Raw genomic sequence first — 24,481 nt, 5'->3', positions numbered from 1 at the left:
TGAGTGGTGAAAGCTATCGATTGAAAGATAAACGACGCTCAGGTGCCATACCTAAATGAAACAGTGGATCACTTTTGATTGATCGAATTTGAGTTAAAAGTGGATCAGTTTTCGTTGATCGTTGACAAACAAAGGATTAACGGATGAAAAAATTACTTGCGGTTCTATGTGCAGGGGCATTTATTTCGACTAGTACATTTGCAGCGATCCCCGCTGGAAACGATGTCACAACTAAACCTGACTTGTACTATTTAAAGAACTCACAAGCAATAGACAGCTTGGCGTTGCTACCACCACCGCCAGAAGTGGGTAGTATTTTATTTTTAAATGACCAAGCGATGTATGAAAAAGGTCGTATGCTCAGAAATACAGAAAGAGGTAAACAAGCTGCTGCGGATGCTGATCTTGCTGCTGGAGGGGTAGCTAATGCATTCTCTGAAGCATTTGGTTATCCAATTACTGAAAAAGACGCTCCCGAAATTCATAAACTGCTGACGAATATGATTGAGGATGCAGGTGATTTAGCGACTCGTTCCGCAAAAGAAAAATACATGCGTATCCGCCCATTTGCTTTTTATGGTGTGGCAACATGTAATACTAAAGATCAGGAAAAACTGTCTAAAAATGGTTCATACCCATCGGGTCATACTTCAATTGGTTGGGCGTCTGCATTAGTACTAGCAGAAATTAACCCTGAAAATCAAGATAATATATTGAAACGTGGTTATGAATTAGGTCAAAGTAGGGTAATTTGTGGTTACCATTGGCAAAGTGACGTTGATGCGGCGCGTATTGTCGCCTCTTCAGCGGTAGCTACCTTGCACTCGAACCCTGAATTCCAAAAGCAGTTACAAAAAGCTAAAGACGAATTTGCGAAACTGAAAAAATAGCCGTTATAAAAAAATCGCCCTGCCAAATTAATTTTAACGGGGTGATTTTTATTGTTAATATTATGTTAATTCGCTATTATGGAAGGTCTATCAAATTCCTTCTGGCAATAGTTCCCTATCTTGCAACAAACCAATCACTAATTCTTGCATGCGAATACTCATTAAGGGATCGATAGGGTAATTAAGCTGTCGGGCTAGTTCTGAGGTTACTTTATCAAAACATGTCATAAGTGAATGTAAGGCTGCCGCTGCGGTTTGTGCGTTACGATAATCAAATAAGGTTTCCATGGATTGTGTTATGGTTTCCGGCACCCATGTTTGATAGTTTTTTCCGTTATACCAGACATCTTGCTGCTTGCCTTGTTTAGTTGAAACTAAACATTCTGTCATGGTCAGCAGTGCTTTTTTCATATCTGCGTCTCTTGACCAAGCACTCCACATTTCATTACGTAATAACGCAATTGCAACTTGATGTGCTTCATACCAAAATTCTTTTGCAATAAAAGTGAATTGCTGTTCGCTGAGTTGTTTTAAAGAGGGCAGTATAAAACCGTTTGGTAGTTTTTCAGTAATACCTGTTTTATCAAGTAAAATGGTGTATCCCCGTGCATAGGTATCATCAAGCCCATATTGTTGCATTTTCTGTAGTCGACAAGGTTCCGCAAAGGTGAAATCGACTTTTCTTCCTTGCTCATAAATGACCAAACAGGTTGGCGATTCAGGCTCACCAATACCGCCATTAATAAGATGTAAGGCAACAAGGGGATGACCGAATTGATTGATCCATTGCTGATCGTGAAAAAGATCTGTTACACCTAAACCGATTAATTCAATATCAATATCAGAATAATGATCGATATGCCGTTCTCTTCCTCTTGAGCCGGTTAATATTACGGCCTCAATTCGAGGGTCGAGTAAAGAAATTGAAATTATTTTATTTATTAAAGCTGCGGGGGATTCCATAACTAACCTATCAGATATATGAGTATGGCTAAGATACCTGTAAAGTGAGAAAAATGCGAAGAAACACAATAATTATTATTCTTAGTATTTAAGTCGCAAAGTAGACAATTAAACAAAAATCGAGAAGACATCCTTAGAAATTTAGCGTATCTTGTTTAGTATATAAAACAAAAAACCGGTTATTGAGTCATTTTACACGTAATTTTTGCGGTAAAATTGCATTATGCTAAACAGAGGCTAATTATGAGTGAGTTTATTGATTTTAACCAGTCAGTTTATCCATTCCCCCCTAAACCTGCGTTATTAAGCTCTGATGAAAAAACGTTTTACCGTGAGCGCATCAAATCATTATTGGCCGAAAAAAATGCAGTGATCGTGGCACATTATTACACTGATCCTGAAATACAAGCATTGGCAGAAGAAACTGGGGGGTGTGTCGCAGATTCATTGGAAATGGCGCGTTTTGGCGCTCGACATCCCGCTTCGACGCTATTGGTTGCGGGAGTACGTTTTATGGGAGAAACAGCTAAAATTCTCAGCCCAGAAAAAAATGTATTAATGCCAACTTTAGCAGCAGAGTGTTCACTTGATTTAGGTTGTCCAGAAGAGGATTTTATTCGCTTTTGTGATCAACACCCCGACCGTACTGTTGTGGTGTATGCAAACACCTCTGCGGCAGTTAAAGCACGTGCTGATTGGGTAGTGACCTCAAGTATTGCTGTTGAGCTGATTGACCATTTAGACAGTTTAGGTGAGAAAATTATTTGGGCGCCAGATCGCCATCTAGGCCGTTATGTACAGCAAAAAACAGGTGCCGATATTTTATGTTGGCAGGGAGCCTGTATTGTTCATGATGAGTTTAAAACGCAATCTTTGATGAAAATGAAGGCATTATATCCGGAAGCGGCTATTCTTGTTCATCCTGAATCTCCTCAAGCTATTGTTGACCTTGCTGATGCAGTTGGTTCAACCAGTCAATTAATTAAAGCCGCGCAGACGTTACCTAACCCATCGATGATCGTTGCGACTGATAAAGGTATCTTTTATAAAATGCAGCAGGCATGTCCTGATAAATCATTATATATCGCACCTACTGCGGGTGAAGGTGCAACTTGCCGTACATGTGCTCACTGCCCTTGGATGGCAATGAATGGCCTACAAGCTATCGCACAGGCGCTAGAAAGCCATGGTGAACAGCACCAAATTCATGTGAGTGAAACGTTACGTGAAAAAGCAATGCAACCATTAAATAGAATGCTAGATTTTGCAGAGAGTCTAAAATAGAAGAAGGTTGGTTGTAGATCAGTATCAATATACGATGTATCACACATGATTAAATAAGGATCTTGGGATGGATTTCTTTAGCACAAGTAATATTTTAGTGAATATTCCTTTGTGGAATAGTATTTATGAGCTGTCATACATAGAAGCCGTTGGCACGGTAGCTGGTTTACTGTGTATTTTACTCGCGAGTTTTGAAAAAACGATTAACTATTTGTTTGGTTTAATCAACGTCACTTTATTTGGGGTGATTTTTTTCCAAATTCAGTTATATGCTAACTTACTTTTGCAAGTGTTCTTCTTTATTGCCAACATTTATGGTTGGTATGCATGGAGTCGCGTTGATAGCAGTCAACAGACTGAATTGAAGATCCGCTGGTTAAGTTTTCCAAAAGCGGCAATCACGTTAGTTATTTCTGTGTTAGTCATTACTTACTTAACTTTCAATATTGATATGGTATTTGGTGTGTTAGCGGCATGGGCAGTTGAAGTGTTAAATCTGTTTGGCGCCAATTTACAAATGCCAGTGTTGGAACCAGATGCATTTCCTTTCTGGGATTCCACTATGACGGTGTTGTCAGTTGTGGCGATGATTTTAATGACAAGAAAATACGTTGAAAATTGGCTGCTATGGGTCGTGATTAATGTCATTAGCATTGTGGTGTTCTATAAGCAGGGGGTCTATGCAATGTCGTTAGAATATTTAATTTTGCTGGGTATTGCATTAAATGGCTCAAGATTATGGATCAAATCAGCCAAACAAAACGGCTCTTCACCACTATCGAGTGCGTTGTGACAAAAATTAATCATAAAATGGTGAAAGTAACATTGTCGTAGTTTTGCCATTTTTGTTTATTTTTACTCTGAAATTTCTCTCTAATATGGGGCTATTGCGCAGCTTAATCGCCTTTAGCCTCATTTTATAATTCTAGCGCCTAAAAGTGATAATTTACTAGCTCGTTTAGCTGTTTACAGAAGAGAGCTGAACGGTTAGATTAAAATTTCGATACCTGCTGTCTTTCAAATCGCAGTATTGTCAGTGGTAAGAAGATCATTTCAACTCGCTCTTCACTTCAATGTAAGTGCTTACCATCGGCTGTTTATAAGGTATGTAAATCATCAATATAGAAAACAAAATAACCACTGGATTAAAAGAGTATGAACTATCAGAACGATGACGTCAGAATTAAACAAATAAAAGAATTATTGCCACCTATCGCATTATTAGAAAAATTTCCTGCGACAGACAAAGCGGCGTTTACCGTTCATGAAGCACGTCTTGCCATCCACAATATCTTGTCAGGTGAAGATGATCGCCTAGTGGTGGTAATTGGCCCCTGTTCTATCCATGATACTAAAGCGGCATTAGAATATGCTCAGCGCCTAAATAAACTGCGTGAAGAGCTAAAAGGTTCACTTGAAATTGTGATGCGTGTTTATTTTGAAAAACCACGTACCACAGTCGGTTGGAAAGGGTTAATTAACGATCCGCATATGGATAATAGTTTCAATATCAATGATGGTTTACGTATTGCTCGCGAGCTACTCGTGACCATCAATGATCAAGGTTTGCCAACAGCAGGTGAATTCCTTGATATGATCAGCCCTCAATATGTTGCCGATTTAATGAGTTGGGGAGCGATAGGGGCGCGTACCACAGAATCTCAGGTTCACCGTGAGCTTGCATCAGGTTTATCTTGCCCTGTTGGCTTCAAAAATGGTACGGATGGCACCATCAAGATTGCAATCGATGCAATTAATTCAGCTCGTTCGCCACACTGTTTTTTATCGGTGACTAAATGGGGGCATTCCGCAATAGTGAATACTGGCGGTAACCCTGATTGTCACATTATTTTACGTGGTGGTAAGGAACCAAACTACAGTGCCGAACATGTTAAAGCGGTGCGTGAAGGCTTAGTAAATGCAGGGCTGACTCCAAGTATTATGATCGACTTCAGCCACGCAAACAGCAGCAAAAAGTTTGAAAAGCAAATGATCGTTGCAGATGATGTGAGTGAGCAGTTACGCCAAGGTGATCGTTCTATCACAGGCGTGATGATTGAAAGTCATCTTGTTGAGGGCAATCAAAGTTTAGAATCTGGTGAGCCTTTGGTGTACGGAAAGAGTGTGACTGATGCATGCATTGGTTGGGACGACACCGAAAAAGTATTGCGTCAGTTATCTGATGCCGTGATTGCTCGTCGTCAAAAATAACGGGTATTTGAATGAAGCCAGTATGATAGGCCATACTGGCTTTTTATCTTAATGAGGGACTCTTTCTAGTACAGCGGCTAGTTTAGTTTTATCCTCTTCAGCTAAATTCTGTAGTGATATTGAGAGGGGGATCAGCTGCTGATTTACTGGCACGTTTTCAATTCTTGCTTGGAATAGCACATTATTTTTTTCATTTCTTAAATACGTCACATCTTTTAATGGGATGCGATAGCAAAAAGCAAACAGACTTGGCCTGATATAAACATGTTCTCCTTTGATGGCTAAATAAGGAGTACCATTAATGCGTTTTCCTAAAACAAATAAAATGATCGCCAACACTAATAAAAACATTCCCAAGCTTTGACTCAACACGATAAATATCACGCTGATTAAGCCAAGAGCAATCGCTCTGATACTGTTATGGCGATTATTAAAGGTTAGTTTGGTTTCGAAATCGACATTGATAGTGGGATCAAAGGTTTCAAGTTGATGGAAACGCCAGCGAATTGCAGAAAAAATCATTCCGCATAAAAAGACGATCGTGATAGGCATTAATGCCAAGCTACTCATTAACGCGACAGCGATCGCGACCCTTGGTTTATAGCTCATGATCATCATGCTGATCAACTGAATAGGGAAACTCACGCAGGCGATGATCATTAGCACCTTCATCAGTTGCGCATTTTGTGCGCCATTAGAGCCATCAATAATTAATTCGCCCGTTTGTATCATATACAATAATGTTCCGAGTAGGGCGGTATTAAGTACTAAGCCCACCCAAACATAAAGATTGAATTTACTCATATATTTCTCGATTAGTCCGTTATTACAACGAATTGTGCCACAAAAATATAGGCTGTCGAGTGCTATCATGACAAATTAAAATGTTTCTAGTTAACAAAATATAAAAGTGGGGGAATGCTATTCGATTTGGGTTGTTTATTGAACATAAAATAAATTCAGATTTATCTTAGTTGTTTATATTCTGCATTTACTCGAATTTTTGGTTTGTTTGCCCTTTTTACCTAGAGTTTTAGTTCTACTTATTCAATAAAAATGAACGAATCATTCAAAAATAAGTGCTTTCTTTAATTTGCTTTAAGTCAAATAATTGCGTTTCGTTACTATAACTAAATGGGATTATATGATGAAGAAATTACAACTTGCATCTCTGTCACTGGCCTTATTGGCTACATTAGGAACTGCTTCTGCATCAACGAGTAATGAAGGATATTATGGCTCTGCTCGCGTTGCTAAAGTTTGGCAAAAAGCAGATAGCATGGATACCAGTAGCCGCCCAGGTATTGGCCAATTTGTCTCAGGTGATGATAAGGATGATTTCTATAATGCATCCCTTGCGGCTGGTTATCAGTATGGTAACGGATGGCGAACTGAGGCTGAATATACTTTTAATAAGAAAGCAGAATATACTAGTGGTTCAACAGCTTTTCCAACCAGCTTTAATCATCACAAAACGGAAGCACAGCGCCTGATGTTAAATGCTTATCGCGATTATGAAATTTACCAAGGTATTTCCGTTTATGGTACTGTAGGTATTGGTATTGCAAAAGTGAAATCATCAGGATGGCAAGGAAATCGCTCTCGCCAATATGCAAGCAATACGGATACTAATTTGGCGTACTCTCTTGGTGCAGGTGTCAGTTATGAGCCTATTGATAAACTGAATTTTGATTTAGGTTACCGCTATGTCGATTTAGGTAAGATTGAGAGTGGTATGAATCGATTTGGTAATGCGAGAGGGTTGCAAGATGAGCAAATGAAAGCACATCTTAAATCACAAGAGCTAGTGCTCGGGGTGAGATATTTGTTTTAAGTTTTAGTCTGATTCATTGGTTATGTCGTAAAAAAGGGGAAGCCAAATGGTTTACCCCTTATATCTATTTGAAATAGATTAATCAGATCGCGATTTTTCCATTTAGTTACGAATAAAGTCAACAGGATAAGAGTTAAATAGATATCCATCAAAATTAGGATCGTCGACATCAGAAAGTTCTAACAATCTCTGTTTCACATTTTCAAGGTGTTGCCACATTGCTGATTTTGCAGCAACGGGATCCTTTTTAATCATTGCCGCTAGAATGACTTCATGATCCGACATCCACTCTTTTCTGTAGTCTTTATCGATGATCCGCGAATGCAATTTAAGCCACATAGGGTTGTTTTCGCGCCATTCCCATGATTGCTTCAGAAGTTCGACTAACATACTGTTGTGTGTTGCTTGTGCTATAGCGAGGTGAAACTCACGATCACCCGTTTCATCTTCTCCCGTTTTTAGCTCATTTTTTTCTCTTTGCAGTGCTTTTCTCATATTCGCAATATCTATGGGTGTAACCTGTGTTGCTGCAAACTCTGCAATATTACTTTCTAATAGCTGTCTCGCTTGAAGTAATTCAAAAGGTCCTGCGGCGTTCAATGCAGAATCATCGGCTCTATCCTCCTCATCAGCTGTTCCCTTGCATTGAGGCAGTGCGATGACATAAACCCCTGAGCCTTTTCGTACCTCAATAAGATTTTCAATTTCCAACATAATTAATGCTTCGCGTACAACAGCTCGAGAAACATCTAGCATTTCAGCAATTTCTCGTTCTGGTGGAAGTTTGTCACCAATTGCGTAGCTCATATTGGCGATCATTTGGCGTAAAGCATGGCCGACTTGCTGATAGGGGCGTTTATATTCAGTAAACTGTGTCATTAGATTAATCATCAATTAATACTTAACTTTTATTGCTTTTAGTTTAACAGATATTGGTCGACCAAAAATAGCTCATATCAAATAATAGTAAAAAAAAATAAATGAAAAGACGCGAGAAGCGAAATTTGGCGTCTTTTCAAATAATTTGAGCTAATTATGATGTTGCTAATAAACTATCTTCATCATGCTTAGTCTCTTCGGGTTCTTTGTTCTCTTTGATGAGGATCCACAAAATCGCTGCGCCAATCAAATCAAAGACCGCTAAAGCGACAAAGAAGGGACCAAAACCGATGATGCCGACAAAAGCACCGATAAATAAATTAAAGATTAACTGACCCGTCCAAGCACATGCGCCTGCCATACCAACGGCTGTTGCAACTTCATTCTTTTTAAATAAATCAGCGCTTAATGTGGCTGCAACTGTTGATAATAACTGGTGGGAGAATCCACCAATACTAATCAGTAAAACGGCGATATAAGGGTTTTCAACAATACTGACTAAGCCAATTGTCGTCATTAAAATAGCGCCAATGGTGAAAGTAATACGACGTGAATTGATTAATGAAATACCACGATCATTTAAGAACTTGGCAACAAAGCCGCTTGCTAAGCAACCTAAATCTGCCATTAAGAACGGTAACCAAACAAACATAGCGATTTCTTTAAGGCTAAAATTTAGGGTTTCCACAAAGAAAATAGGTACCCAGAAGTTGATTGTTCCCCAAGCTGGATCAGCAAGAAAACGAGAGATACCAATTCCCCAGAAATTACGTTGTTTCAAAATATTTTTGATAGAAGTAGATTCTTTTTTAGATGATTGAAGGTGTTTTTCTTGTCCATCTTCGATATAAGCGCGTTCTTCATCTGATAATCTTTTGGCGTCTTTCGGATCTTTATATAAGAAAAACCAAAAAAATGCGGCAATAATTGCTAATATGCCCGCGATGATGAATGCAAATTCCCAGCTATGAAATAAGATAGCCCAAGCAATTAATGGTGGTGCTAACATCGCACCAAACGACGTTCCCATATTAAAGACACCCGTAGCAATGCCTCGTTCTTTAGCTGGAAACCAAGTCGATGCTGTTTTTACACCAGCAGGAATGACGGACGCTTCACTGAATCCCATGATCCCGCGCATAAAAGCTAAACCTTGCCATGAACCTGTCAATGCGTGTCCCATGGTGGCTAAGCCCCAAATTAATGCACAAATAAAGAACCCTAATTTCAAACCGATAGTATCAATAAAGAAACCCATAATCGGTTGACCAATTGTGTAGGCGAACTGGAATGCACTCACAATCCATGAGTATTGTTCTTTTGTGATCCCTGTTGTTTCCATGATAGTAGGAGCGGCAACACCAAGTGCTGTTCTATCTAAGTAGTTAATTATGGTAATAAAGCAAACCAAAAGAATGATGTACCATCGATAATGTTTTAACTTTTTCATAATCAGCCTTTTACGTTTTATATTTTTCTAGTAATCCTGAATGAATAAATGGTTAATCCTGTTAAAAACAATATTGGTCAACCAATGAGGAAAATAGTTTAAAATCGGTAAATCTTCTATTTTGCTGTTCTGGATTCTGCATAAAATAAAGGCTTTATTTTGTGAGTTGTCTCTTACTTTTGTATTGGGCGACCAAAATTAGTATGTATTTGTGATTTGGTTAACCAAAATAACTAACCTTTATAGACCTTGAGCCAACATCGTGACACAATTTTTATTAAATAAGTTAAATGACGACCAGTTCTAAAATACGGCATAGCAAATCGGTAAAAAGAACTTATTAGTCGATTAGGCAGCATTAGTGACATATAAACGAGGTTAAGTATGAAACAAACTTGGCGTTGGTACGGACCAGATGATTCGGTTTCTCTATCTGATATTCGTCAGGCTGGTGCAACAGGGGTTGTCACGGCGCTTCATCATATTCCAAACGGAGAAGTCTGGAGTGTTGACGAAATACAAAAACGCAAAGATTTAATTGAAGCTAATCAATTAGAGTGGGCAGTTGTGGAAAGTATCCCTATTCATGAAGATATCAAAACACAAACAGGCGACTATGATAGATTGATAGCAAATTACCAACAATCGATGCGTAACCTTGCTAGCTGTGGGATCCGTACTGTTTGTTATAATTTTATGCCAATACTTGATTGGACTCGTACTGATTTAGAATATGAGCTTCCAGATGGTTCAAAAGCGTTGCGTTTTGATCAAATTGCTTTTGCTGTATTTGATATTTATTTATTACAGCGAGAAAACGCACAACAAGATTATTCTGCTGAAGAACAAATTCAGGCAAAACAACGTTTTGAATTAATGAGCAATGAAGAGAAGCAAAAGCTCGTTAATAATATTATCGCTGGTTTACCCGGTGCAGAAGAAAAATATACCCTTGAACAATTTCGTCAGCACTTAAAACGTTACGCAAATATTGATAGAAATAAATTACGTGAACATTTTGCTTATTTCTTAAAGAAAATCATTCCAGTTGCAGAAGAGATAGGCATGAAAATGGCCGTTCACCCTGATGATCCACCTCGTCCAATTTTAGGTTTACCTCGTATCGTTTCAACGATTGAAGATATGCAGTGGATAGCAGACACTGTGGACAGTGATGCGAACGGCTACACAATGTGTACAGGTTCATATGGGGTAAGAGCTGATAACGATTTAGTGAATATGATCCGTGCATTTGGCTCGCGTATTTATTTTCTGCATTTGCGTTCAACATTACGAGAAGAAAATCCAAATACATTTCATGAAGCCGCGCATTTAGCCGGCGATGTTGATATGTATAACGTCATTTGTGCAGTTGCAGAAGAAGAACATCGCCGCTTGCAAAACGATTCAGGCGAATTAATTCCGATGCGTCCAGATCATGGGCACCAAATTCTTGATGATTTAAAGAAAAAAACAAATCCGGGTTACTCTGCGATCGGTCGTTTAAAAGGACTTGCAGAACTAAGAGGATTAGAATTAGGGATTCATCGCGCATTCTATCCAAAAAAATAATCTCTTACCGTTGGCTTTGACAGGCGGTCAAAGACTATTAACTGCCTGTCAACAGGGGATCATCATGGACAAAAATATCGTTACTGCAACAATTAATGCACGCCGCCCAAACTGGACAACAGATCGTCTCACCACCCGCATCGTACATATTGGTTGTGGCGCTTTTCATCGTGCTCACCAAGCTCTCTATACTCATCACGTATTAGAAAAAACAGACAGTGATTGGGGCTACTGTGAAGTCAATTTAATGTCTAAACATGGTGCTGATTTGATAAAAAAGCTAAAACAACAATCCATGTTGTATACGGTAGCGGAAAAGGCTGAAACGCATACAGAATTAAAAATTATTGGCTCGATGAAAGAAGCCATGCACTCACTTATTGATGGTGTTGATGCCATTATTGAAAAAATGGCTTCGCCTTCTGTTAGCATTGTTTCTCTGACTATCACTGAAAAAGGTTATTGTGTCGATCCTGCAACAGGAAAATTAGATAAAAATAATCCACTCATTCAACAAGATTTAGCAACACCAAATCAGCCTACATCGGCAATTGGGTATATTACTGCGGCATTAAAACGAAGAGCGGAACGCAAGTTGCCGCCATTTACCGTTCTTTCTTGTGATAACGTTCGTGAAAACGGCCATGTAGCGCGGGAAGCGGTTTTAGGGTTAGCGAAATTACAACATGCTGAATTGGCTGAGTGGATAGAAGCTAATGTGACATTTCCCTGCACAATGGTTGACCGCATCGCTCCTGCTGCAACAGCAGAAACTTTGGCTGAAATCGCGGAGCTTTTAGGCGTTAAGGATGATTGCGCTATTGCGTGCGAACCTTTTCGTCAATGGGTGATTGAAGATAACTTTGTGAATGGTCGGCCTGAATGGAATTGTGCAGGTGCGCAATTTGTTGAAGATGTTGTTCCATTCGAATTGATGAAATTAAGAATGCTAAATGGTAGTCACTCTTTCTTAGCCTACCTTGGTTACTTAGGTGGATATGCACATATTGCTGATACTATGGCTAACCCCGATTATCGCCGCGCTGCTCAGGCATTAATGTTGGATGAGCAAGCACCGACCCTCATTATGCCTGAAGAGGTTAACTTAAAAGCTTATGCTAATAGTTTAATTGATCGCTTTACGAATCCGTCGTTGAAACATCAAACATGGCAAATTGCGATGGACGGTAGTCAAAAACTTCCACAGCGTTTATTAGATCCCATAGCGTGGCATATCGAAAACCAATCGAGTTATCGCCATTTAGCATTGGGTATTGCAGGTTGGATGCGTTATGTCGCGGGTGTAGATGAGCAGGGGAAAAAAATTGATGTACGTGACCCTCTTGTTGATATGTTTGCCACAATTTATGCAAAGCATGGTTTAGCAGTTTCTGTTGTCGATGATTTGCTTGCTATCGATGCCATTTTCGGTACTGAGCTTCCTCAAAATCCACATTTTGTGGCGACGATTAAATTAGCCTATCAACAAATACTCGATCTTGGCGTGCGCCAAGCCGTTGCGCAGCTTTAAATTGGATACTGATATGAAAACATTTCTTTGTGAAGATTTTTTGCTCAATAATGAAGTTGCCCGTCGTCTCTATCATGATTATGCTGCGGCAATGCCAATTTATGATTATCACTGCCACTTGAACCCTCGTGAGATTGCAGAAAACCGCCAGTTTGAGAATCTCGGGCAGATTTGGTTAGAAGGCGATCATTATAAATGGCGTGGCATGCGTTCAGCAGGGATCCCTGAGTCTCTCATTACCGGTCGTGAAACAAGCGATTACGAAAAATATCAAGCTTGGGCAAAAACGGTTCCTATGACGTTAGGCAATCCGTTATACCATTGGACGCATTTGGAGCTGCGCCGCCCGTTTGGCATTACTGGCACGCTTTTTTCCCCTGATACCTCGGAAGCTATTTGGCATATGGCGAACGAAAAATTGGCTCAACCCCAATGGTCGGCTCGTGGAATTATGCAGCAAATGAATGTTCATATGGTAGGTACAACCGATGATCCAATCGATTCATTAGAATATCATCAACAAATTGCGCAAGATGATACTTTCAATATTAAAGTTCGACCAAGTTGGCGCCCAGATAGAGCGTTTAAAATTGAGCTTGATGGTTTTGTGGATTATATCAATAAATTAGGACAAACAGCAGATATTGAAATTAGTCGTTTTAGTGATTTATTAGCAGCTTTAGGTGCACGCCTAAACCACTTTGATAAGCATGGTTGTATCGCCTCTGATCACGGCATAGAAGTGCTACGTTATGCACCAATTCCAGAGGAAAAGGTCTTAGACACAATTCTACAAAATAGGCTTAATGGAAAACCTCTTGATGAGTTATCTATTGCTCAATTTTCCACCGCTGTACTTGTTTGGTTAGGTAAACAATACGCAAAAAGAAATTGGGCAATGCAATTACATATTGGTGCACTACGAAATAATAATAGTCGCATGTTTGCATTATTAGGCGCAGACAGTGGCTTTGACTCAATTGGTGATAACCCTATTGCTTACCCGCTCTCTCGTTTACTCGATGAAATGGATAAAAGTAATGAGTTACCAAGAACGATCCTATATTGTTTAAATCCACGTGATAACGCGGTATTAGCCACGATGATCGGTAATTTCCAAGGTGGCGGTATCGCAGGCAAGATCCAGTTTGGGTCGGGCTGGTGGTTCAACGATCAAAAAGATGGCATGTTAGGTCAGCTTGAACAGCTTTCACAGCTGGGTTTATTAAGTCAATTTATTGGTATGTTGACTGACTCACGCAGCTTCCTGTCTTATACTCGCCATGAATATTTCCGTCGTATTTTATGCAATATGTTAGGTACATGGGCAGTAAATGGTGAAGTGCCTAATGATGAAGGGATGTTAGGTCAGCTTGTGCAAGATATCTGCTTTAATAATGCAGTTAATTATTTTTCAGATAAATGAATTTAAGAACACTTTGTTATTCAGCCTGATACGTATCTGTGTCAGGCTTTTTGCTATCAGTCTGTAACCCTCTCTTTAAAAGAGGCTGATTGACTGTTTATTTCAAAAACCTTAACGACTGCCGCCAAACAGAATACGTTTGCCAGCAGTCTGGGCTAAAATTATTTAGCTTTACCTTGGTTCGCTACCGCCGCTTGTTTTGCTGCGATTTCGTCTTGGTTACCCAAATAGTAGTGTTTGATTGGTTTCATGTTTTCGTCGAACTCATAAACCAATGGCACTGCGGTTGGGATATTCAGGTTAAGAATTTCTTCTTCGCCCATGTTATCCAAATATTTAACCAAAGCACGCAGTGAGTTACCGTGAGCTGCGATAATGATTTTCTCGCCAGCTTCAACACGTGGCTTGATTTCTTGTTCCCAATAAGGAACAACACGCTCGATAGTGGTTGCTAAGCTTTCAGTCACTGGCAGTTCTTCGCTAGACAGTTTTGCATAGCGTGGATCATGGCCTGGGAAGCGTTCATCATCTTTAGTCAGCTCTGGTGGGGTGATAGCAAAACCACGACGCCACAGTTTAACTTGCTCATCACCATATTTTGCTGCTGTTTCTGATTTGTCTAGGCCCTGTAGTGCACCGTAGTGACGTTCATTCAGTTTCCAGCTTTTTTCAACAGGCAGCCATTGCTGATCGACCTGATCAAGGATGTTCCATAAGGTATGGATCGCACGCTTTAGCACTGAGGTATATGCGAAATCAAAGACAAAGCCTTCATCTTTCAGCAGCTGACCTGCAATTTTTGCTTCTTCGCGGCCTTTGTCTGACAGCTCAACATCAGTCCAGCCAGTGAAACGGTTCTCTTTGTTCCACTCACTTTCACCGTGTCTTACCAAAACCAGTTTAGTTACAGCCATAGCTTAAACTCCTATCAGTACATTCAAATTAAAATGAATCATTGCTGACTTACATTATAGGGATAGTGAATCCGAACGCTAGTCACAACTGATGTTTTACCCAAACCAAATCAAAAAAGTGATGATAAGTGAGCTAACTGGATAAAAATTTCGCTTATGAAGTGGAAAATCACCATCTAATTTGCTTGTTTTTTATCCAGTAAACATTTTTACTGGGTAAGTGAAAAATAACAGATGTACTAGATTTAACCCGAAGTGAAACGATACAGCAAGCCATAATTTTCCACTCCACATCCATGCCAACCCATAAATGATACCTGCTAGGGTAGCAAACAGCATCAGTAAAGGACCACCGGCAAAATGTGCGCCACCAAATAACAAGGCACTAATCATAAGTGCAAGGTAAGGGGAGTTGAGCCATTGGGTGAGTCTTTGCTGTAAATAACCACGGAAAAGCGCTTCTTCAGCAAGTGACACAAATAACAGGTTACAGATGATAAAAATGGGGAGCCAATTAGGAAAATGTCTTTCAAAACCTAGCCCACCAGCAAGGGTGGCAATAACGAGTAACACAGGCACTGCTGCGATTAATAACCACCATTGCCATGGTTGTGCTGTTTTGACGGCTTTTGTGGTGAAAAGACTTGGTAGGCAAAGTAACAGAATAAACGGCACCAATGCCTTATCAAAATTAAAATACATGGTAAATGGTAAGCTTTGCTCACCTACGGTGACCCTATCAAGGTATTTTAAATTATTGAAACCAGAAAAAGCATGAATAAACAGGCCAATTGCGCAAGCGATAAGGATAATTTCACTGACAATTTTGATGGCTAAATGATGTTGAAAGCGCCAACGTATCAGGCCAACTGCACTAATGGCGACTAATAGCCACATGGCTTGCCAACCTAAAACATGGGTATACAGTGCAATACCAGTAGCCAATAACAGTAAAAATATTGCTGTTAATCGATGAGTTGCGAGTGTAGCAAGCGAAGCTGCTAAAACAAACCAGCAGGTCATAGTGAACCTCAAAAAATTTTAAAATCTATTTGAATTATTGAAGGTGGCACATTCTAATGATTTAGTTACATTTTCCGAGATAAAAATAGAGAAAATAGTTATTATATAAAAATAAGATAATAATATTATACAGTTATATATTGTATCGATAGATAATCAATAGATTAACTATGGCCGAACTGTCTGCGGCCATAGCTGGTGGGGTCATCGGGTTTCTTCTATTTCGTAACGATATTGACCGTTATCAGGAACAAATTTTAAACGATGAGTAATGCAAGCTGGCGCATCTTCTTGGTGATGGGTGACGAATAATAGTTGCGTAGTGCCTTGACTGAGCATGATATCAATAAAGCGTAATACCAACAGGCGATTTAAACCATCAAGCCCTTGTAGTGGTTCATCTAAAATCAGCACAGCAGGGTGTTTAACCAGTGCACGCGCAATCAATACTAATCGCTGTTGTCCCCATGATAAGCTATGAAAAGGCAGTTGAGCCGTTTGTTTGCTAAAACCGAGCAGAGCGAGCCATTGATAAGCTAATTGTACTTGTCTATCTGACGGGGTTTGATATAAGCCAATAGAATCATGGAATCCTGAAATAATCACATTTAATACACTGGTTGCGACACGGTACTCTTGATGAATACTGTTGCTGACATAGCCAATGTGGCGTTTGATATCCCAAATGGTTTCTCCGGTTCCTCGGCGACGGCCAAATAACGTCAAATCATTGCTGTAACCTTGAGGATGGTCCCCTGTAATTAAACTGAGTAGCGTTGATTTTCCTGCTCCATTTTCACCAATAATTTGCCAGTGCTCATGAGGGTTAACTTGCCAGTTCAAGCCATGCAAGATGGGCTTATCATTATAACTGACTACACCATTATTTAAGATCACGCGGGGAATATCATCAGATAAAGTAACTTGCGCGGTGGGATCTTCCACTTCTGGAATAGTTAAATGTTTAAGGTTTTCACTATGCTGTAGCTGGCTAATTAGTGTGTTAGCAAGTACTGACTCACGGGCTCCAGATAATGTAAGTTTACAGTCAGCTACCACACCCATATTTTCAATAAAGTCAGGTAACTCATCGAATCGATTGAGTATAAGTACAATCGTGAGCCCTTTTTCAGACAAACTGGACAATAGCTCACTGAGGTTATTTCTGGAAAAAACATCAAGGCCATCAAAAGGCTCATCAAGGATCAATAAATCAGGTTGCCCCATTAGTGTCTGGCACAGTAAAACTTTACGCGTTTCTCCTGTGGATAGGTATTTAAAGCGTCGTGAAAGCAGGTCGCTGATGCCAAATTTACTGGCGAGCTCTAAACAATATTCATTGTCTTTATGGTTTAGTTGAATAATTTCAGCTGCGGTATATCCGGTATCTTCTTCGTTTTCACTGAACAAATCGGTGTTATTACGTTGCCACTCATCATTAATAATTTTTTGCAGTTGCTCGAAAGATAGGCGTATAGGCGATAGAAAACTGTTTTCCACAATACCAGATAAGGGATTGAGTTCACCCGTTAATGCTTTCGCCAGTGAAGATTTTCCACTGCCATTGGCACCAATAAAAGCCCAACTTTCATGTTGATTAATGAGCAAATCTGGAATGTCGAGAGTTTGTGAGTCACTTAGCCTAAAGCTACTATGATGCAGGGTGATTGATGCCATATTACTTCCTTTATTCTCTTTTTATCATTCGTTATTTACCTATCTGTCTTCTCCACAAATAATCAGGATTGCCGATAAAGTCAATAACTCAAGGGAGGAAAGGCACAAAAAAGAAGCAAGCACTTACCTATTTAAAGTAAATAAGTAAGTGTGAAAGGATTAACACAGCGTGGCGATGATCACTTGATCGGCATTAAATAGAGCTGTCACGCTATCATTAAGCTTAAGTTGTTGGTTATCGACTTCTTGGTTGTTGAGCGTTGAGCACAGTGTTTCTCCTCCTGAGAGCGTAATAAGTACCTCACTATTTTCTTTACCACGTTCAAGAGTCGTTATTTTACCGTTTAAGGCATTATCGAATTCATTAGCGAGAGTCGGCTGTTTGCTCAGTTTCACCCAAGGGGCTTTAATTAAAGCGAGTACTTCCTTACCTTCAGTCAACCCTAAACGGTTGGCACTTTGCTCGGTTAACGCGGCGTTGATTACGGTTTTATTATCCGCCAATAACACGCTGACATGCTGCTGGACTTGGTTATGATCACGCGCAATTAAACGACCAAAAAATTGGTTACGGGCACTCGTTTGTAATGAAAAACGTGAAATTGCAGCCAATAGGCTATCGAGAGGTAAACTGTCGTCTTTCAGCACATCAAACGCTTTTTGTTGAATTTGGGCAAGTAGGTCATAAAGTTGCAGTAGCCTTTCACCATAGTGGGTGAGTGTTGTACCACCACCACCTTTACCTCCGGTCGCTCTATCTACTAAAATATCGTCAGCAAGTTGATTCATTTCGTTGATAGCATCCCATGCACTTTTATAGCTGATCCCAGCAAGTTTTGCTCCTTGGCTAATCGAACCAGTCGCTTGGATTTGCTTTAGTAATGAAATTCGGCGAGGATCAGCAAATAAATTTCCTTGTAGTTTTAATGTTAGTAAGATTTCTGCCTGCATAAATATAACCTTTCCTATTTCATGTTGAGAACGACGTTATCATCAACGAGATGTGACAAAAAAGCACGTTTAGTGTGTCGTTTGAAATGTAATTTGTCTATTATATACGTTATTATTTAACCATGACGTTATTTTCCCTAGCTGAGATAGTTCGGCTAGTAGGCTAGTAATAACTTAAGAGGCTATTAATGTTTGATATTTTAAAAAGCATGGGCTTCGCCCTGTTGATGGTTCCAGTCGTGATGTTTTTGATCATGGGTTTGATTTATGGCCTCGGCGCTTTCTTTAACCTGTTATCTAAAGCGCACGTTCCGCATCATCATACCGAGAACAATAAATAGTTCTTCCTCCATTTAAGCTCGCCTGTTTTTGTTAGAGAACAGGCTGCTCTTTTCTTTTATTGATGCTCTTTTATATTTGGTTGACTTGTGCTTTCCCGAATAAGTGTAAAAAGAGTTTGTAAACTCAACAATTCACTTCGAACAAATCGCTATATTGAAGGTTGTAAGACCTAATGAAACGGTAGGGATTTATCGAGTATACCCGTCGTCCTTCAAGTTGCAGGGTTGTTGACTACACTTAGCTAGTCGCCTACCTGCATCTCGAATTATTTAGAGTATATACCTCAGTAAAATCTTATAAGTATCTTATTAGTTACAACAAACCTCCTATTTAGAGCCAAAAAGAGAACTGGCGTTCCTCAAATATAAGTGGTTGTCCATCTTCGAGTAATTTACGTATACTCGGGCCAAGTAAGTCCTGCTCTCCATCCAGAGGAGTAAGCAAGGGGGCTGGAAAACGCAATTTATTGTGAGTAACCTTCTCTAGCATCAGGCGATCTTGGCGCAGGATCACGCGAAATAGCTTGCTTAATATGTAACGTTTGATGATTGTAGGAAGCCAGCCACGCTTGGTGGCTATTCGAGCAAACAGTTGTAGCTGACCGTTTCCACATGGTACCAACCAAACACTGACCAGTAGATTAAGTGCATCATTGCCATCGCGGTACTCTATTTCTGCCAGACATGGCATACGGAAACGCCCCATACTGACGCCGCGCTCGCGTTCAAACAGCCGAGAAATAATCCCTGACTGTTTACCCTCTTCGCTGTACACGGCTTCGACGCCATCTGCGAGTGGGTGAACTTGAGCACTGATTTTTTGTCGTTGTTTATCATGACGGATCCAACCTGAGTGAACGAAATGAGTATGAAATCCATCGAGAAAGTTCTCTGCCGCATCCTGCAATGAACATTGCACTCGATCAGTGATCCAGAACGTATCTAATATTTGATGCTGATGAGCAGGAGCAACAGGTGGAGTTAATGGGGGTTCCGTACTCAAGCTTACCCACACCAGCCCATAAGCTTCACAACAAGCCAAACTATCGAGCAGAGGCTTGCTTCCCGAGGCTTGATCACTACCGGGAATTCGAGTGCAACGTCCGTCGGCGGAAAACCGCCAACCATGATAAGGACATTCAATCTGCCCATCACAGACTTTGCCAGCGCTCAATGGTGCAAAACGGTGCGGACAACGATCTGGTAGCGCGGCGGCACGCCCCTCACGGGTACGAAATAGCACCAGCGGCGTGTCATGTAATTGGCTCGCCACAGGTTTGTTTCGCAATTGGGCGCTGAGAGCGACAGGCCACCATTGGTGAAAAATCGAATTCACAGTTTGAACCTCTTCATTATAGGTACGCCAATACGATGCAATAAATAGCTAAGCACCGTCCATACAAGGCGTCGCCCCCAAGACAGATGGGCGGTGTAGATCAGGCTATATTCGATTTGCGGCTGTCCTCCCCGCAGGCGTTTGAACTTGGCTGCGCCAGAGCTAAAGTTTAGCACTTGACGACGCTCAACGGCTTCTTGTAGGCACAGGCGGGTTAATTGTCGATATAATCCAATCTTTTGGGGCAACGTGGTGTCGTAACCGACGATTGGGGCGCTAAGTAGGGTAGAAGAAGAGAACCAGCCCAACGCGCCGTCAATACGCCCTTCAGCGTTACGTAAGGCGCGAAATTCTAGCCATCCTTCGCGTTGTCCTTGCTGCATCCATCGTGCATTGTAGTGGGGGTTCAGAGTACTGTATTTATCTAAGTAAAGCTGATTATAAAGATGTTCGATTCTCTTGAAATCGACATCATTTAAATCATTACCAAGTACTACGGTATACGGGCTACGTCGTAATAAGGTGGCATCCAATTGGGTGTTATGATGCTTGAGAAACGGCGCTTGCTCCCCAGCCCGTCCGTCAAACAAATAGACTTGACGGCTAGGGACACTCAGATAACCGAGGGTTTTCAGTTTCTGGCGCAATGCATGATTGCTGAAATTATTGATTGAACGAAAGCCGAGTGCGTGCTCAGGGAATTCTCTTTGTAGCAGCGCCGTAACTGCTGGTAGCTCAGAGATATTCCAATCTGTGGGATAAAGATTTGTCGATAGCAACCAGTTATTCACTTGCACTAATTTGTTGATTTTTCCCGCACGTAGTAGACAAGCGACAGCTTGAATCAGCAGTTTCAAGGGCCAAGTTAGGTATGGTCTGTCGAGGCGTTTGAGCTCTTCAAGCGCATAACCGCTGTAGGCTGTTTGTGGGGATACCACATAGCAGTTGTCATCAGGTTCGTTACCTTCCGTGATACTGACAGGCAATTGCTGTGTTCCCGTATCGAGTAGCACCATTCTAGCGCTAACATTACCGATTAAACGGTCATTGGCACATGCGCGCACATAGCGTAAAGCAAGGCTATCATTAGGGCTAGTGTTCTCGCTGAGAAATTGTTTTTTAAACAATAATTTCATGGAGTGTGTTCGCTTAACGGCTGGCCGTTCCATTCGATATCAGCCGTAGACGCAGCTAATAGCCCACAGCGTCGAGATACAGCTCGAGTAATGATTTCTGTGAGGCTACATGTTTGTGCTATCAGCGGCCACCAGTCACCTTTTTGAACAATGACATCGCGAGCTGTGGTGTAATCACGCCAGTACTGAGGGCTAAAAAGCCGTCGTGGGGCTGCAAATAGCAGCATAGCCAATGCGATCATTCGAGGTTCTAATGTCGGTTCAAGTATCTGCTCGCATGAATGACTCAAGCTATTTACTAATAATTGTCGCTGATTATCGAATAAGTGCACACCACTGGTTGCCCTTGGATTGCACTCCAGTACATGAAAACGACCGTTTCTATCCTTAATAAAATCGAATCCCACTTGCCCGTTGTAAGCGGTTTCTTGACCAAAATGTTCAAGGAACTGGCGTACTGGTTCCGGTGTGCTCGGCTGGAAATAGATCCCTGAGCCACGACCAACTCGATAGCGTGGGTGATAACAGCTATGGGCTCGTAGTTCACCATCAATCAAAATACTAAAACTGCAAAACTCCTGTCCTTCGATAAATCGCTGTGCTATCCATGGCTCGGCCTGAGTAGGCTGCACGTTGTTTAACTGTTGGGCTGACGGGCGGATCAAAGTTTGTGAGGCAAAGCGTGAATACGCGGGTTTGAACACCCATCTCGTTGCTTCATCAGCGAATGTGAGTAATGATTGGCGGTCTGTCAGTAGATGTGTTTCGGGCGCAGTCACGGACCAACCATCCACCATGGCCGCAAAATGCCCTTTATGATGTAAACGGTGCAACAACGAAAAGTCACTGGTTAACACCCGACACAATGGTAATAGACGTTCGAGGCCATGAGCCAAATAAAACACTTCCTCACACGTTGGCAATAGCAGGTCAATACGTTGAGTTTTGATCGCCGCTGCCAGTGCTTCGATCCAAGCTGCTGGATCCTTTCGTGGTTCAGGTAAGCGGATATAGTGCTGCACTGAGCGACTGAAACGGCTTAGTGGCTGGCTCAACGAATCGCCGACGCTGACAGCCCATCCTGCCTCTTCAAAGGCTCGCGCCCATTCTAAGCAGGCAGGTGCACGTGCACCGAGAATCAGTACGTTCATAGCAATCTCTTAGGGAATTTCAGTAAATATGGAGATACACAAGCTTTTTATTGGAGAGCGAGATTTTGTCCGTCATAAGCTTGGCCAGTATCGTTATTTTTGTTTTTTAGTAGATAGCTGCAAATTTTACCATCTTTTCACCTTGATCTTTAAGTAAATTAACTCAAATTATTTCAGGCGTATTTTGGTGTTTTACTCCCCATTTAACTGAGCTATCTTGCACCATAATTATAAGTAGGCTTTTAGTAACACACCTGACTCGCATCTTCCTGAACTTTAAAAAAGAATGATGGGCAAATTTATTACTGGTGACAATCCTTAAAATATTGGTCAAATTGTTGCGCTAGCACACTTTTATGTAGCCTATGCCTTTAAGTTAACGTTATATCTTGGTATATATAGCGTAACTATTAATATTAGGATGGGGAATGAAATGAAAAAAAGTTTGATCAAGTTTTTAGCTGGCGCGACGATAACTTTATCTATGGCAAGTTATAGTAGTGCGGCAGAGAAAATAACTGTTTTTGCTGCGGCATCACTGACTAACGCAATGAATGAAATTTCTGAGCAGTATCAGAAAGAGCATAAAGTGGATGTTGTTTCTTCTTATGCATCTTCTTCAACGTTAGCGCGCCAAATCGAACAAGGTGCACCTGCGAATCTGTTTATTTCTGCTGACCAACAGTGGATGGATTATGCCATTGATAAACACTTGATGGTGGATAACACACGTTATACCTTGTTAGGTAATGAATTAGTCTTGATCGCACCAAAAGATTCTAAAATTGAAAAAGTGGAAATCAACCAACAAACTGATTGGAAAAAGTTGCTTGATGGTGGTCGTTTAGCGGTTGGTGATCCGGATCATGTGCCGGTTGGTATTTATGCAAAAGAAGCGTTAGGCAATTTAGGTGCATGGGATACGGTGAACCCATTGTTAGCGCGTACGAATAACGTTCGTAGCGGCATGGCTTTGGTTGAGCGTGATGAAGCACCGTTAGGCATTGTGTATGGCTCTGATGCTGTTGCCAGCAAAAAAGTAAAAGTAGTGGGTGTTTTCCCTGCTGATTCGCATAAACCCGTTGAATATCCAATGGCTATCGTCAAAGATCAAGACAATAAAGCCACTCGTGACTTTTATGAGTATCTGAAAACCCCAGCGGCTTCTGAGGTATTCAAACGTTACGGTTTCACCCCACGTTAAGGGATTATAGTATTGCCGATGTTAAGTGCTTATGAATGGGAAGCCATCTACCTAAGTTTAAAGGTATCGAGTGTGGCAGTAATGTTTAGCCTACCATTAGGGATATTAATGGCTTGGGTTCTGGTTCGCTGTAATTTCCCCGGTAAAACACTGCTTGATAGTATTATTCATCTACCACTGGTTTTGCCGCCTGTGGTAGTTGGCTATTTATTATTGATTAGTATGGGACGTCGCGGTTTTATTGGTGAATGGTTATATAATTGGTTTGGTTTCAGTTTCACTTTTAGTTGGCGAGGTGCGGCTTTAGCCTCTGCTGTGGTGGCTTTCCCTTTAATGGTACGAGCGATTCGATTAGCGCTCGAAGCGGTTGATCGTAAATTGGAACAAGCGGCTAGAACATTAGGTGCAACACCATTACGGGTATTTTTTACGATCACCATCCCATTGTCACTTCCCGGTATTATCGTTGGCACTGTGCTGGCCTTTGCTCGCTCATTAGGTGAGTTTGGTGCCACAATTACCTTTGTCTCTAATATACCCGGTGAAACACAAACGATCCCATTGGCAATGTATACGTTGATTGAAACGCCAGGGGCTGAAGTGGATGCCGCTCGTCTGTGTATTATCGCCATTGTATTGGCGCTCATTTCGTTGTTAATTTCAGAATGGCTGACCCGCTGGGGTAAAAAACGACTGGGGGTAGCCTAA

At 41.0% G+C, this 24,481-nt stretch carries 22 protein-coding genes; 11 read left to right on the top strand and 11 right to left on the bottom strand.

What is annotated here, in order from left to right; all coding sequences use genetic code 11:
• The first annotated feature begins 143 nt into the window (after positions 1-143).
• A complete protein-coding gene (phoC, locus tag SC428_RS08185) occupies positions 144-890 on the top strand; it encodes an acid phosphatase PhoC (protein ID WP_070925021.1) in 747 nt (248 codons plus the stop codon).
• Between the two features lie 90 nt (positions 891-980).
• Here the strand turns inward: phoC and SC428_RS08180 are convergent, their stop codons facing one another.
• Complete coding sequence (locus tag SC428_RS08180) at positions 981-1,853, bottom strand: aminoglycoside 6-adenylyltransferase (RefSeq protein WP_318706951.1); 873 nt, start codon at positions 1,851-1,853, stop codon at positions 981-983.
• Positions 1,854-2,096: 243 nt separating this feature from the next.
• On the opposite strand from SC428_RS08180, the gene nadA reads away from it, so the two are divergent.
• The 3 genes from nadA (at position 2,097) to aroG (ending at position 5,348) form a co-directional block, all read left to right on the top strand.
• A complete protein-coding gene (gene nadA, locus SC428_RS08175) occupies positions 2,097-3,137 on the top strand; it encodes a quinolinate synthase NadA (RefSeq protein ID WP_070925019.1) in 1,041 nt (346 codons plus the stop codon).
• Between the two features lie 67 nt (positions 3,138-3,204).
• Positions 3,205-3,930, top strand: a complete 726-nt coding sequence (gene pnuC / locus SC428_RS08170) for a nicotinamide riboside transporter PnuC (protein WP_070925018.1) — start codon at positions 3,205-3,207, stop codon at positions 3,928-3,930.
• Between the two features lie 362 nt (positions 3,931-4,292).
• Positions 4,293-5,348: a 3-deoxy-7-phosphoheptulonate synthase AroG gene (gene aroG / locus SC428_RS08165; protein WP_140180671.1), complete on the top strand. Its 1,056-nt coding sequence runs from the start codon at positions 4,293-4,295 to the stop codon at positions 5,346-5,348.
• Positions 5,349-5,396: 48 nt separating this feature from the next.
• Here aroG and SC428_RS08160 read toward each other — a convergent pair whose 3' ends face one another.
• Entirely contained in the window at positions 5,397-6,152 is a 756-nt protein-coding gene (locus SC428_RS08160; RefSeq protein WP_318706948.1) for a hypothetical protein, read from the bottom strand.
• Between the two features lie 343 nt (positions 6,153-6,495).
• Here SC428_RS08160 and SC428_RS08155 point away from each other — a divergent pair, with 343 nt between their 5' ends.
• On the top strand, positions 6,496-7,182 hold the full coding sequence (locus SC428_RS08155) for an outer membrane protein (RefSeq protein WP_070925105.1): 687 nt from the start codon (positions 6,496-6,498) through the stop codon (positions 7,180-7,182).
• Between the two features lie 102 nt (positions 7,183-7,284).
• Here the strand turns inward: SC428_RS08155 and SC428_RS08150 are convergent, their stop codons facing one another.
• Together SC428_RS08150 and SC428_RS08145 are read right to left on the bottom strand one after the other, a co-directional pair.
• Positions 7,285-8,061, bottom strand: a complete 777-nt coding sequence (locus tag SC428_RS08150; protein ID WP_412544592.1) for an FCD domain-containing protein — start codon at positions 8,059-8,061, stop codon at positions 7,285-7,287.
• Between the two features lie 154 nt (positions 8,062-8,215).
• Positions 8,216-9,511, bottom strand: coding sequence for an MFS transporter (locus SC428_RS08145; RefSeq protein ID WP_140186325.1), 1,296 nt, complete (start codon positions 9,509-9,511; stop codon positions 8,216-8,218).
• Positions 9,512-9,895: 384 nt separating this feature from the next.
• Between SC428_RS08145 and uxuA the strand changes: the two genes are divergently transcribed.
• The 3 genes from uxuA to uxaC all read left to right on the top strand — a co-directional run bounded on the left by uxuA (position 9,896) and on the right by uxaC (position 14,040).
• The gene (gene uxuA / locus SC428_RS08140) at positions 9,896-11,083 is read left to right on the top strand and encodes a mannonate dehydratase (RefSeq protein WP_318706943.1); all 1,188 of its coding nucleotides are present in this window, start codon (positions 9,896-9,898) and stop codon (positions 11,081-11,083) included.
• A 64-nt stretch (positions 11,084-11,147) separates the two neighbouring features.
• Positions 11,148-12,614, top strand: a complete 1,467-nt coding sequence (locus SC428_RS08135) for a fructuronate reductase (RefSeq protein ID WP_318706941.1) — start codon at positions 11,148-11,150, stop codon at positions 12,612-12,614.
• A 13-nt stretch (positions 12,615-12,627) separates the two neighbouring features.
• Positions 12,628-14,040, top strand: a complete 1,413-nt coding sequence (gene uxaC, locus SC428_RS08130) for a glucuronate isomerase (protein WP_140186331.1) — start codon at positions 12,628-12,630, stop codon at positions 14,038-14,040.
• A 161-nt stretch (positions 14,041-14,201) separates the two neighbouring features.
• Here the strand turns inward: uxaC and gpmA are convergent, their stop codons facing one another.
• The 4 genes from gpmA to modE all read right to left on the bottom strand — a co-directional run bounded on the left by gpmA (position 14,202) and on the right by modE (position 18,605).
• Positions 14,202-14,954, bottom strand: a complete 753-nt coding sequence (gene gpmA / locus SC428_RS08125) for a 2,3-diphosphoglycerate-dependent phosphoglycerate mutase (RefSeq protein ID WP_070925012.1) — start codon at positions 14,952-14,954, stop codon at positions 14,202-14,204.
• Positions 14,955-15,146: 192 nt separating this feature from the next.
• Positions 15,147-15,977: a CPBP family intramembrane glutamic endopeptidase gene (locus tag SC428_RS08120; protein ID WP_140180659.1), complete on the bottom strand. Its 831-nt coding sequence runs from the start codon at positions 15,975-15,977 to the stop codon at positions 15,147-15,149.
• 204 nt (positions 15,978-16,181) lie between these two features.
• On the bottom strand, positions 16,182-17,654 hold the full coding sequence (modF, locus tag SC428_RS08115; protein WP_318706937.1) for a molybdate ABC transporter ATP-binding protein ModF: 1,473 nt from the start codon (positions 17,652-17,654) through the stop codon (positions 16,182-16,184).
• A gap of 159 nt (positions 17,655-17,813) precedes the next feature.
• Complete coding sequence (modE, locus tag SC428_RS08110) at positions 17,814-18,605, bottom strand: molybdenum-dependent transcriptional regulator (protein WP_070925009.1); 792 nt, start codon at positions 18,603-18,605, stop codon at positions 17,814-17,816.
• Between the two features lie 188 nt (positions 18,606-18,793).
• Here modE and SC428_RS08105 point away from each other — a divergent pair, with 188 nt between their 5' ends.
• On the top strand, positions 18,794-18,946 hold the full coding sequence (locus SC428_RS08105; RefSeq protein WP_081335825.1) for an AcrZ family multidrug efflux pump-associated protein: 153 nt from the start codon (positions 18,794-18,796) through the stop codon (positions 18,944-18,946).
• 331 nt (positions 18,947-19,277) lie between these two features.
• Here the strand turns inward: SC428_RS08105 and SC428_RS08100 are convergent, their stop codons facing one another.
• From SC428_RS08100 to SC428_RS08090, 3 genes are read right to left on the bottom strand one after another with little or no spacing between them, the layout of a single operon-like run.
• A complete protein-coding gene (locus SC428_RS08100; protein ID WP_318706934.1) occupies positions 19,278-20,282 on the bottom strand; it encodes an aromatic ring-hydroxylating dioxygenase subunit alpha in 1,005 nt (334 codons plus the stop codon).
• A complete protein-coding gene (locus tag SC428_RS08095) occupies positions 20,279-21,418 on the bottom strand; it encodes a hypothetical protein (RefSeq protein ID WP_070925007.1) in 1,140 nt (379 codons plus the stop codon). Before SC428_RS08095 ends, SC428_RS08100 begins: the two co-directional genes overlap by 4 nt.
• Positions 21,415-22,569 (bottom strand): ATP-grasp domain-containing protein, encoded by a 1,155-nt coding sequence (locus SC428_RS08090; RefSeq protein ID WP_140186335.1) that lies wholly within the window; start codon positions 22,567-22,569, stop codon positions 21,415-21,417. Before SC428_RS08090 ends, SC428_RS08095 begins: the two co-directional genes overlap by 4 nt.
• A 433-nt stretch (positions 22,570-23,002) precedes the next feature.
• Between SC428_RS08090 and modA the strand changes: the two genes are divergently transcribed.
• Together modA and modB are read left to right on the top strand one after the other, a co-directional pair.
• Entirely contained in the window at positions 23,003-23,773 is a 771-nt protein-coding gene (gene modA / locus SC428_RS08085) for a molybdate ABC transporter substrate-binding protein (RefSeq protein ID WP_070925005.1), read from the top strand.
• Between the two features lie 18 nt (positions 23,774-23,791).
• Complete coding sequence (gene modB / locus SC428_RS08080) at positions 23,792-24,481, top strand: molybdate ABC transporter permease subunit (protein WP_070925004.1); 690 nt, start codon at positions 23,792-23,794, stop codon at positions 24,479-24,481.

Source organism: Providencia sp. 2023EL-00965, from assembly GCF_033550225.1.
Classification (GTDB): Bacteria; Pseudomonadota; Gammaproteobacteria; order Enterobacterales; family Enterobacteriaceae; genus Providencia; species Providencia manganoxydans.
The sequence above is the reverse complement of the archived record's forward strand: the minus strand, read 5'-3'. Positions and strand labels throughout refer to the sequence as shown.

Bases quoted from the DNA above. Each gene is read 5' to 3' on its own strand.
- SC428_RS08155 (WP_070925105.1), top strand. From the start codon at position 6,496: ATGAAGAAATTACAACTTGCATCTCTGTCACTGGCCTTATTGGCTACA.
- nadA (WP_070925019.1), top strand. From the start codon at position 2,097: ATGAGTGAGTTTATTGATTTTAACCAGTCAGTTTATCCATTCCCCCCT.
- aroG (WP_140180671.1), top strand. From the start codon at position 4,293: ATGAACTATCAGAACGATGACGTCAGAATTAAACAAATAAAAGAATTA.
- gpmA (WP_070925012.1), bottom strand. From the start codon at position 14,954: ATGGCTGTAACTAAACTGGTTTTGGTAAGACACGGTGAAAGTGAGTGG.
- SC428_RS08145 (WP_140186325.1), bottom strand. From the start codon at position 9,511: ATGAAAAAGTTAAAACATTATCGATGGTACATCATTCTTTTGGTTTGC.
- uxaC (WP_140186331.1), top strand. From the start codon at position 12,628: ATGAAAACATTTCTTTGTGAAGATTTTTTGCTCAATAATGAAGTTGCC.
- modA (WP_070925005.1), top strand. From the start codon at position 23,003: ATGAAAAAAAGTTTGATCAAGTTTTTAGCTGGCGCGACGATAACTTTA.
- SC428_RS08150 (WP_412544592.1), bottom strand. From the start codon at position 8,061: ATGACACAGTTTACTGAATATAAACGCCCCTATCAGCAAGTCGGCCAT.
- SC428_RS08105 (WP_081335825.1), top strand. From the start codon at position 18,794: ATGTTTGATATTTTAAAAAGCATGGGCTTCGCCCTGTTGATGGTTCCA.
- SC428_RS08090 (WP_140186335.1), bottom strand. From the start codon at position 22,569: ATGAACGTACTGATTCTCGGTGCACGTGCACCTGCCTGCTTAGAATGG.
- modF (WP_318706937.1), bottom strand. From the start codon at position 17,654: ATGGCATCAATCACCCTGCATCATAGTAGCTTTAGGCTAAGTGACTCA.
- uxuA (WP_318706943.1), top strand. From the start codon at position 9,896: ATGAAACAAACTTGGCGTTGGTACGGACCAGATGATTCGGTTTCTCTA.
- SC428_RS08095 (WP_070925007.1), bottom strand. From the start codon at position 21,418: ATGAAATTATTGTTTAAAAAACAATTTCTCAGCGAGAACACTAGCCCT.
- SC428_RS08160 (WP_318706948.1), bottom strand. From the start codon at position 6,152: ATGAGTAAATTCAATCTTTATGTTTGGGTGGGCTTAGTACTTAATACC.
- modB (WP_070925004.1), top strand. From the start codon at position 23,792: ATGTTAAGTGCTTATGAATGGGAAGCCATCTACCTAAGTTTAAAGGTA.
- phoC (WP_070925021.1), top strand. From the start codon at position 144: ATGAAAAAATTACTTGCGGTTCTATGTGCAGGGGCATTTATTTCGACT.
- pnuC (WP_070925018.1), top strand. From the start codon at position 3,205: ATGGATTTCTTTAGCACAAGTAATATTTTAGTGAATATTCCTTTGTGG.
- SC428_RS08180 (WP_318706951.1), bottom strand. From the start codon at position 1,853: ATGGAATCCCCCGCAGCTTTAATAAATAAAATAATTTCAATTTCTTTA.
- modE (WP_070925009.1), bottom strand. From the start codon at position 18,605: ATGCAGGCAGAAATCTTACTAACATTAAAACTACAAGGAAATTTATTT.
- SC428_RS08135 (WP_318706941.1), top strand. From the start codon at position 11,148: ATGGACAAAAATATCGTTACTGCAACAATTAATGCACGCCGCCCAAAC.
- SC428_RS08120 (WP_140180659.1), bottom strand. From the start codon at position 15,977: ATGACCTGCTGGTTTGTTTTAGCAGCTTCGCTTGCTACACTCGCAACT.